The organism is Mycobacterium stomatepiae (genome assembly GCF_010731715.1).
GTDB classification, from domain to species: domain Bacteria; phylum Actinomycetota; class Actinomycetes; order Mycobacteriales; family Mycobacteriaceae; genus Mycobacterium; species Mycobacterium stomatepiae.
In genome coordinates this window covers 5,890,206-5,899,178 of the sequence record NZ_AP022587.1, presented here as the reverse complement: position 1 = coordinate 5,899,178, position 8,973 = coordinate 5,890,206, and the positions used below count along the sequence as shown (strand labels likewise).

Genomic DNA, 8,973 nt, shown 5'->3' with positions numbered 1-8,973 from the left:
GGTTACCCCGACAGGTTGAAGTTGCCGGATTGCCCATACACGGACAGCGAAATCATCAGGCACACAAACGCCGTGACGATCATCGAGGACCGCACTGAACGACCGACAGCCTCCCCCACACCGGCGGGACCACCTGTCGCGGTAAAGCCGTAATAGGTGTGCACGACCATCACACCCGTCGCCATCGTCAGCGCCGAAAGAAAGGACCACATCAGGTCACTCGGCCGCAGGAAGGTCGAGAAGTAGTGCTCGTAGACGCCCCGGGACTGGCCGTAGGCGTAGATCGTGAGGAACTTCGCCGCGATGAACGACATCAGAACCGCGACGGCGTAGAGCGGGATGACGACCAGGACGCCGGCAATGATCCGCGTGGACGCCAGGTACGTGATCGAACGGATACCCATGACTTCCAGCGCATCGATCTCCTCGTTGATGCGCATCGCGCCCAGCTGAGCCGTCGCGCCGGCGCCAATCGTGGCCGCCAAGGCCAGCCCGGCGGTGCAGGGCGCGATCATCCGGACGTTCAGGAACGCCGACAAGAAGCCGGTCAGTGCCTCCACGCCGATGTTGGACAGCGTGTCGTAGCCCTGCACGGCGACCAGAGCGCCGGTCGTCAGCGTCAAAAAGCCGATGATGCCGACGGTTCCCCCAATCACCGCCAGGGCACCCGTGCCCATTCCCATCTCGGCGATCAGGCGCAGCAGTTCGTTCGGGTAGCGCCGTACCGCGTCCACGGTGGCCGCCAACGACTTTCCGTAAAACTCGGTCTGCTCGCCGAGTTTGCGGGTGGAAGCCACCAGCCTCGGGCCAAGAGTGTCCAGCCACGACGGACCCCGTGCGAGATCGGTCATTTGGCAGTCACTTTCACTCCGAGCGCGGTGGTCACGATGTTGATGAAGAACAAGGCCATGAAGGAGAACACCACGGTCTCGTTCACCGCGTTACCGACGCCGGTGGGACCGCCGCCCACCGAAAGCCCTTTGTAGCAGGCGATCAAGCCCTCGGATAAGCCGAACAAGGTGGCCTTGATCAGCGAGATCACCACCTGCGGCAGCCCGGTGACCAGGGTCATTCCGGCGATGAAGGCACCGGGAGTGACGTGCTGGACGAAGACGACGAAAACGTAACTACCGACCAGTCCGGTGACCGCGACCACCGAGTACAGCAGGACCGCGACGAAGGTGGCGGCGATGATGCGCGGAACCACCAGAGCCTGAACCGGATTGACGCCGATGACCTTCATTGCATCGATTTCCTCACGGATGGTGCGCACGCCCAAGTCCGCGCACATCGCGGTCGACCCGGCGCCCGAGACCACCATCGCCGTGACAACCGGCCCCACCTGGGTCACCGACGCCAGGCCCGCCCCGGCACCGGAGAGATCTCCGGCACCAATCTCCACGAGCAAAATGTTGAGCACGAACACGATCAGCACCGTGTACGGAATCGACAGCATGATCGTCGGGAAAATCGACACCCGGGCGACGAACCAGATCTGCTCGAGAGTCTCGCGCCAGGCCCACGGCCTTCGCAGCGCCGTCACCAGCGCTTCGGCGCTGAGCATGAAGAATTCGCCCAGGGCATTCATCGGCTTTGCGATGGCGGTCCCGTTCACAGCACCTGCCCAGACCGCCGACGGTCGATTCGGCTCATGCGGTCCCCCATTTTCGTAATAATCTTTACGCGTACGTAACTAACTGGCCCATAAGGGTCAGCGTCGTTTACATATGGACCGCGGCTTCTGTTTGCACACATAGAACATCGCCGCAATTTACGGGCAAGACGATGCCCGGCGTCAGGGTTGCAATCAACCAGAAGAAATCTGACGGGCCGGATGAACGGTCGAGCGACATTTCGTGCCGAACTCGCTGGCTGGACGCCATGAAGAAGGGAGCGTGGCGCTCAGGGTGGGGCGCGGCGTCGCGGCCAACGCAGCACCGAACATGGAATGGCTGCGTCATGCCGACGGCAGCAAAAGTCGACAAAAGACCGTTCGCCAGCGCCGAGGCTGAAACGGCAGCGCGAATTGCTTTCCGCCATATCGAAGCCCACTCGAGGATTCGCGACTATTGCCGCCGCCCGTCACCGTCCGGCCGCGTGCGTGCCAAAGCAACAGTTCCGTTCAGAATGAAGGCAATTTGCGTTGCTTCCGAGCGATTTCCTCACGTGTTCGAGCGTGCATCGATGGCGACGAGTGTGCGGTCAGGGTGGCGACATCTTGAGTTCAAGGGGTGGTTGCAACACTTCGTAGTTAGGGGTGTTGATGACGGGTCAGCCTCAGTTGTTGGTGGTGCAGCGGCGGTATTGGGATTTGATCGCTGCGGGATGGTCCTCGGAGGATGCCGGGGTGGCGGTCGGCGTGTCGGCGACGTGCGGTAGCAAGTGGTTTCGCAGGTTTGGTGGTGTGAATCCACGATGGTCAAAGCCTCAAGGACAGCGACGGCCGCGGCTGTCGGCGGATGAGCGTGAACAGATCATGATCGGCACCGCGCACGGTGAGTCGATCCGTTCGATGGCGCGCCGGTTGGGCCGGGCGCCGTCGACGATCATGCGCGAGATTGCCCACAACGGTGTCATGCGAGGGCATGTGGGCCGTTATCGCGCCCGGTATCGGTTCGGGGCCCGCCGGGCCGGTTGGGACGCGAAGTCGGGCTACTCGGCGCGCATCGCTCAGCGGCGCAGCGAGCAACGGGCGCGTCGACCCAAGACCGGCAAGTTGGGCCGCTGTGAGCAATTGCGGGCCGAGGTGCAAGCGTTGTTGGTCAACAAGTACAGCCCCGAACAGATCGCCGGGGTATTGACCGCGACCTATCCTGACCGCCCGGAGATGCAGGTGTCCCACGAAACCATCTACCAGGCGCTTTACGTGCAAGGGCGCGGAGAACTGCGCCGGGAACTGAGGACATGCCTGCGCACCGGGCGCGCGTTGCGTAAACCGCGCCGACGGGCCCGCGCCGGTGACGGCCGCGGCCGTATCCAAGGCATGGTCAACATCAGTGAGCGGCCCGCCGAAGCTAACGACCGCGCCGTGCCAGGCCATTGGGAAGGAGACCTGATCATCGGCAAGGACCAGGCCTCTCAAATCGGCACGCTGGTTGAACGTTCCACCGGATATGTCCGACTGCTGCACCTACCCCATACCCGTAGCGCCGAGGCCGTCGCCGAGGCCATGATCGCCGCGGTCAAAGACCTGCCCGCCACCTTGCGCCGCACCGTGACCTGGGACCAACGCCACGAAATGGCCCACCACGCCCGCATCAGCATCGACACCGGCATCGAGGTTTACTTCTGCGATCCCCACTCACCCTGGCAGCGCGGTAGCAATGAGAACACCAACGGCCTACTACGGCAATACTTTCCAAAGGGCACCGACCTTTCGGTGCACGACGCCGAACACCTCGCCTACGTCGCCGACGAACTCAACGGACGACCCCGAAAACGCTTCAACTGGGACAACCCCACCAACCGCCTCAACAAGCTACTGTCCACCCCGACAGACACAACTGTTGCAACCAAACCTTGAATCCACCCATGCCGAAGCCGCCGTGACCGCACACTCAAAACCCCAGCCGCACAGTGAGGGTCGCTAGCCGACGTTGGTGCCGCCCTCGGCGATTCGGCGCACCGCCCACAGGAACACATCGATCTCCTCGAATGTGTTGTAGAAGGCGAACGAAGGACGCACCGTCGCCTCCAATCCGAGACGCCGCAGCGCCGGTTGCGCGCAATGGTGACCGGCACGCACCGCGATGCCTTCGGCGTTGAGGGCCTTGCCGACTTCGAGCGGCTCGTGTCCGGCCAACACGAACGACAGCACGCTGGCCTTCTCCTGCGCGGTACCCACCAACCGGACACCGGGGATGTCGGCCAGGCGTGGCGTGGCGTAGTCGAGCAGCCGCTGCTCATAAGCCGCGATGCGCTCGACACCCAAGCGCTGCACATAGCGCAGCGCTTCGGTGAGCCCGACCGCGTCGGCGATGTTGCCGGTGCCGGCCTCGAACTTGGTCGGGGGCCCCTGATACAGCGAGCGTTCGATCGTGACGTCGGCGATCATGTGGCCACCGCCCTGCCACGGCGGCGTCTCGGTCAACGCCTCCTCGGTCCCGTACAGCGCACCAATTCCGGTGGGGCCGTAGATCTTGTGTCCGGAGAACACGAAGAAGTCGGCCCCGAGTTCGGCGACGTCGACCGGGATGTGCTGAATCGACTGAGCGCCGTCGATCAGCACCTTGGCGCCGTAGCGGTGGCCCAGTTCGACGATCTTGTCAACCGGCACCACCGTGCCCAGCGCGTTGGACACCTGGCTGGCAGAGACCAACTTGGTTCTGGGCCCGAGCAGATTCTCGAATTCGTTCAGCAGTAGATTGCCGGCGTCGTCGATCGGCGCCACCTTGAGAATCGCGCCCGTTTTCTGCGAAACCAGTTGCCAGGGAACGATATTGGCGTGGTGCTCAAGGTTGGTGATGACGATCTCGTCGCCGGGCTGCAGGTGCTTGCCACCCCAGGCATGGGCAACCAGGTTGATCGCTTCGGTGGTGCCGCGCACGAACACGATGTTCTCCGACGACGGCGCGCCGATGAAGTCGGCGACGGTGTCGCGAGCCTCTTCGTAGGCATCCGTGGCCCGGGCCGCCAACTCATGTGCGGCACGGTGGATGTTGGAGTTCTCGTGCGCGTAGAAGTACGAGATCCGGTCGATCACCGACTGCGGCTTCTGGGTGGTCGCCGCGTTGTCGAACCAGATCAGCGGCTTTCCGTTGACCTGCTCCTTGAGGATCGGAAAGTCCTCCCGGATCGCGTTGACGTCGAACACTTCGTGGTCTTCCGCCAGTTGAGGCACCGGGTCCGACGCCGTCAGGAAGTGGTAATTGGCCTCGTCACCTGTCGGCGCATGCAGCGCTGCCGGCGCGGCGGGCACCGCGTCGGACCAGCCCACTTTGCCAACCGTCGGCGCATCGGGATGCCACCCGATGCCCGAGTACGGAGCCGAACCCCGCGGTGCCACCGGAGCGCTCGGCTGCCCCGGATTCGAGGCCCCGGCCAGCACACCGGGCACCGTCGGAACAATGCCGGCGCTGGGCACCTCGAACGCGCTGAAATCGGCGACGCCGGACGGCACATAGGGGTCGGCGACGCTTCCGATCGCGTGGGCGCCCGACGGCGCCGCCGAGGTGTCCGGCGCATTGCCGCGCGGAGCTACCGGCACCGCCTGGGGTGGCGGTTCCGGCTCGGGAGATGTCGGAGCGGGGACGTAGATGTCCTTGATACCGAGTAGCGGTAGCGGCGCCGAATACAGATCGGAGCTGCCCGCCGCGGTCTGCCCGGCCGAGGTGGCCGCCGTCGTGTCCGGCACGCTGCCCCGGGGGGCGACCGGCGCCGACTGCGGTGGGCTGTCCGGTCCCGGGCGGATGCTGGCCGCGTACAGCTGGTTGGCCAGCGCCGCGATTTCCGCGGCGCCCAAGGGCAGGTCGCTTTCGGCGTCTACCGCTCGGCACTCACTTGTACTCATGGAACTGGTCCACAGCCACGTCTTCGAGCACGGCGAGCGCATCGTCGGTGAGGACAGCCAAGGACGTGTACAGGGTCACCAGGTAGCGCGCGATCGCCGACTGGTTGATGCCGGTGAACCGCACCGACAGGCCCGGCGCCTGCTCTCCGACCAGGCCCGGCTGGAACAGGCCCACCACACCCTGGCGCTCCTCGCCGGTGCGCACCAGGATGAACTTGGTCTTGCCGTCCTCGACGGGCACCTTGTCCGACGGAATGATCGGAATGCCGCGCCAGGTGATGAACTGCGCGCCGAACAGGCTGACGACGACCGGCGGCACGCCGCGGTAGGTGGCCTCGCGGCCGAACGCCGCGACACCCTGCGGGTGGGTCAGGAAGAAGCTGGGCGTCTTCCACACCCGGGTGATCAGCGCATCGAGGTCGTCGGGGGTCGGCGGGCCGCCGAGGGTCTGGATCGTCTGCTCCGGGGTCACCTGCGCGAGCAACCCGTACTCGGGGCTGTTGATCAGCTCGAATTCCTGGCGCTCTTTGATCGTCTCGATCGTCAGCCGCAGCTGCTGAGTGACCTGGTCGTGCGGGCTCGAGTACAGGTCGGAGACCCGGGTGCTGACGTCGAGCAGCGTGGAGATGTTGCGCAGCGTGTATTCGCGGGGGCTGGTCTCGTAGTCGACGAAGGTCTCCGCCAGCGGCGTGTCCAGCGCGGCTCCCTCTTGGGCCGTCACGGCGACCTGCTCGGGGTTGACCACCCGGTTCACCCGGTAGATACCGGCTTCCACCGGCACGAAGCTCAGCAAGTGCAGCAGCCACCGAGGCGTTATCGTCGAGAGCTGCGGGACAGTCTTGGTCGCGTTGGCGAGCTGCCTGGCACCGAGATCCCCGAGAGCCTGAGACTCGTTTTGAGCCGACGTCATCTTGGTCCTTCCGTCATTGTCGAACGCTTAGCACGGATGTAGAGCCACAGGTCACCAACCTGAGAGCTCCACGCTGAGCCGAGGCAAGTGTAAAACTCATCGAGATTTTTTCCACCACGGGTCGGTGCTGCGAGGTCTGGCGAACCCTGCCCCGATATTGCCCTATAGTGGTCACATGCACCACGTTGCACAGCCGCGCTTCGTTCCTTCGCGCCGCCTTGCCGTGGACTGTTGTTGCTGTTGTTGATTCCTGACGACCCAATTCTGACTTTCTAATCGTCGCGCTTTTTTCCCGCTAGCGGGCATTCGCCCGCGCGTACGGAAGCGCGCAACAGTCGAAATCTTCCGGGAAGACCAACCAGCGATGACCGTTTTATCCATATCCAGCCGCGCACTGGCGCCGGTGGCGACCCGCCGTCGCATCGAGGTCCGGCCGGCCACCGAGCTACCGCACATGACGCGCTACCGCGGCGGCACCTATTCGCACACCGTCGACAAGATCGTGTTCAGCGACGGCAGCACCGCGCGCACCGATCTGATCCGGCTGCACCCCAGCCTGCACGCCTACTCACTGGACTTCGCCGGCATCGCACCACATTTGCCGTCGCGCTACCGGTTGGGGACCTGGTCGGCCCTACCGCATCTACGCAGCCGCGACTACGAAACCGAAGTGGATTGGATTCTGCGCCACTCGTATCCGATGCGCACGACCGCGGAGCTCAGTCAACAGTTGCGCCGGGCCGGTTACCCGCTGGGACACGCCAATCTTGAAGAACACGAAGCCATCGCGGCTACTCAGGCGGCGATCTGGTATCTGACCAACGGCCTGGCTTTGGACACTCAGCCCCTGAACGTACCGATCGCGGTGCACCACGGGCCCGGACCGATGATCACCTTCGAATTCGACGGTCAACCCCAGCTCGGCGGCTACTCGGTGTGGATCGCCTCCGACGGCGCCGTCACGCTTCGGCTGCAGAAGTCCGCCAATGGCGTTGACTGGCAAGATGTTTCAGGCTCACAACTGACGACGGACGGGGCGCGGGGACGCCACGAACGTGCGCTGGGAATCGGCAGCACCTTGTCGAGCAGCAGCCACGGACACCGCGGACACGGTTACCGCTACTACCGGCTCGTCGCCGATGCGGCGTCGGGCAGCACACCCCGGATCGGCCACGTGGGCTTCCGGCTGACCGGTACTCGCCACTATCGCAACGCCGACGCCGTCGTGCACCTCTACAACTACCTGCTCTCCGGAGCGCTGAAGGCGCCGCAGGAGCCCGACGACTCCGTCCTGATCGATACCGAGGCCACGGCCGGGCCCGAACTCGTGGGGCCATTTCAGGTGCGAATCCCGTTGACGTTCAACGTTGCCGACGACCACTCGCTGGTTGACGCCGACGGCTTCGCCGTCGACGGGATAGTCCACCCGGGCACCGACTTCTACTTGCGACCAGCGCCGGGCGCCTCGGCGGCGACGTTGACCGCGACAAGTCCGCACCGATTCACCGGTGGAGTGCTGACCGGAGTCGCACCCGAGGCACCGGAACAATTCACGCCGGTCGCCCTGGCCGTACCCTCTGACGTTGCAATCCACTTCGACATTCGCTGGAATGGCGTTTGTGACCATCGCTGAGAACATCACGCAACTGATCGGCAACACTCCCCTGGTCCGGTTGAACCGGGTCACCGACGGCGCCGGCGCGGACGTGGTCGCCAAGCTGGAATCGTTCAACCCCGCCAACAGCGTGAAGGACCGCCTCGGGGTCGCCCTGATCGATGCGGGTGAAGCAGCCGGTCTGATCAAGCCGGACACGATCATCCTGGAACCGACGAGCGGAAACACCGGCATCGCGCTGGCCGTCGTGGCCGCGGCCCGTGGCTACCGGATCGTGCTGACCATGCCGGAGACGATGAGCATCGAGCGGCGCAAGCTGCTGCGTGCCCTCGGTGCCGAGCTGATCCTGACCCCGGGCTCCGAAGGCATGCCGGGCGCCATCGCCAAGGCCGAGGAGCTGGCCAAGACCGACCAGCGGTATTTCGTGCCCCAGCAGTTCGAGAACCCGGCCAACGCGGCCATCCACCGCAAGACCACCGCCGAAGAGGTGTGGCGCGACACCGACGGCAAGATCGACTTTTTCGTCGCGGGCGTCGGCACCGGCGGCACGATCACCGGCGTCGCCCAGGTCATCAAGGAACGTAAGCCCTCGGTGCAGTTCATAGCCGTCGAGCCGGCCGCGTCGCCGGTGCTGTCCGGCGGCCAGAAGGGTCCGCACCCGATCCAGGGCATCGGCGCGGGGTTCGTTCCGCCGGTGCTCGACTTGGATCTGGTCGACGAGATCATCACCGTCGGCAACGAGGACTCGATCAACCTGGCCCGGCGGCTGGCCCGCGAAGAGGGACTTTTGGTCGGCATCTCCTCGGGTGCGGCCGTGGTGGCCGCGCTGCAGGTCGCCCGCCGGCCCGAGAACGCCGGAAAGCTGATCGTGGTTGTGCTGCCCGATTTCGGCGAACGGTATTTGAGCACGCCATTATTCGACGACGTGACGGAGTAGTG

At 64.7% G+C, this 8,973-nt stretch carries 7 protein-coding genes; 3 read left to right on the top strand and 4 right to left on the bottom strand.

The features are described from left to right. Window positions 1–2: 2 nt before the first annotated feature. Entirely contained in the window at window positions 3–851 is an 849-nt protein-coding gene (locus G6N54_RS27940; RefSeq protein WP_085221293.1) for an ABC transporter permease, read from the bottom strand. Next, window positions 848–1,615: an MlaE family ABC transporter permease gene (locus G6N54_RS27935; RefSeq protein WP_163793893.1), complete on the bottom strand. Its 768-nt coding sequence runs from the start codon at window positions 1,613–1,615 to the stop codon at window positions 848–850. The genes G6N54_RS27940 and G6N54_RS27935 overlap by 4 nt, the downstream gene beginning before the upstream one ends. A 648-nt stretch (window positions 1,616–2,263) precedes the next feature. Between G6N54_RS27935 and G6N54_RS27930 the strand changes: the two genes are divergently transcribed. Beyond that, on the top strand, window positions 2,264–3,523 hold the full coding sequence (locus tag G6N54_RS27930) for an IS30 family transposase (RefSeq protein WP_456299234.1): 1,260 nt from the start codon (window positions 2,264–2,266) through the stop codon (window positions 3,521–3,523). A gap of 63 nt (window positions 3,524–3,586) precedes the next feature. Here G6N54_RS27930 and G6N54_RS27925 read toward each other — a convergent pair whose 3' ends face one another. Continuing rightward, entirely contained in the window at window positions 3,587–5,509 is a 1,923-nt protein-coding gene (locus tag G6N54_RS27925) for a family 2A encapsulin nanocompartment cargo protein cysteine desulfurase (RefSeq protein ID WP_163793891.1), read from the bottom strand. Further along, window positions 5,496–6,419, bottom strand: a complete 924-nt coding sequence (locus tag G6N54_RS27920) for a family 2A encapsulin nanocompartment shell protein (protein ID WP_163793889.1) — start codon at window positions 6,417–6,419, stop codon at window positions 5,496–5,498. Before G6N54_RS27920 ends, G6N54_RS27925 begins: the two co-directional genes overlap by 14 nt. A gap of 364 nt (window positions 6,420–6,783) precedes the next feature. Between G6N54_RS27920 and G6N54_RS27915 the strand changes: the two genes are divergently transcribed. Together G6N54_RS27915 and cysK are read left to right on the top strand one after the other, a co-directional pair. Next, the gene (locus G6N54_RS27915; RefSeq protein WP_163793886.1) at window positions 6,784–8,052 is read left to right on the top strand and encodes a thioester domain-containing protein; all 1,269 of its coding nucleotides are present in this window, start codon (window positions 6,784–6,786) and stop codon (window positions 8,050–8,052) included. Further along, window positions 8,039–8,971, top strand: coding sequence for a cysteine synthase A (gene cysK / locus G6N54_RS27910; protein ID WP_163795056.1), 933 nt, complete (start codon window positions 8,039–8,041; stop codon window positions 8,969–8,971). Before G6N54_RS27915 ends, cysK begins: the two co-directional genes overlap by 14 nt. Window positions 8,972–8,973: the final 2 nt, after the last annotated feature.

Bases quoted from the DNA above. Each gene is read 5' to 3' on its own strand.
- G6N54_RS27925 (WP_163793891.1), bottom strand. From the start codon at position 5,509: ATGAGTACAAGTGAGTGCCGAGCGGTAGACGCCGAAAGCGACCTGCCC.
- G6N54_RS27915 (WP_163793886.1), top strand. From the start codon at position 6,784: ATGACCGTTTTATCCATATCCAGCCGCGCACTGGCGCCGGTGGCGACC.
- G6N54_RS27940 (WP_085221293.1), bottom strand. From the start codon at position 851: ATGACCGATCTCGCACGGGGTCCGTCGTGGCTGGACACTCTTGGCCCG.
- G6N54_RS27920 (WP_163793889.1), bottom strand. From the start codon at position 6,419: ATGACGTCGGCTCAAAACGAGTCTCAGGCTCTCGGGGATCTCGGTGCC.
- G6N54_RS27930 (WP_456299234.1), top strand. From the start codon at position 2,264: ATGACGGGTCAGCCTCAGTTGTTGGTGGTGCAGCGGCGGTATTGGGAT.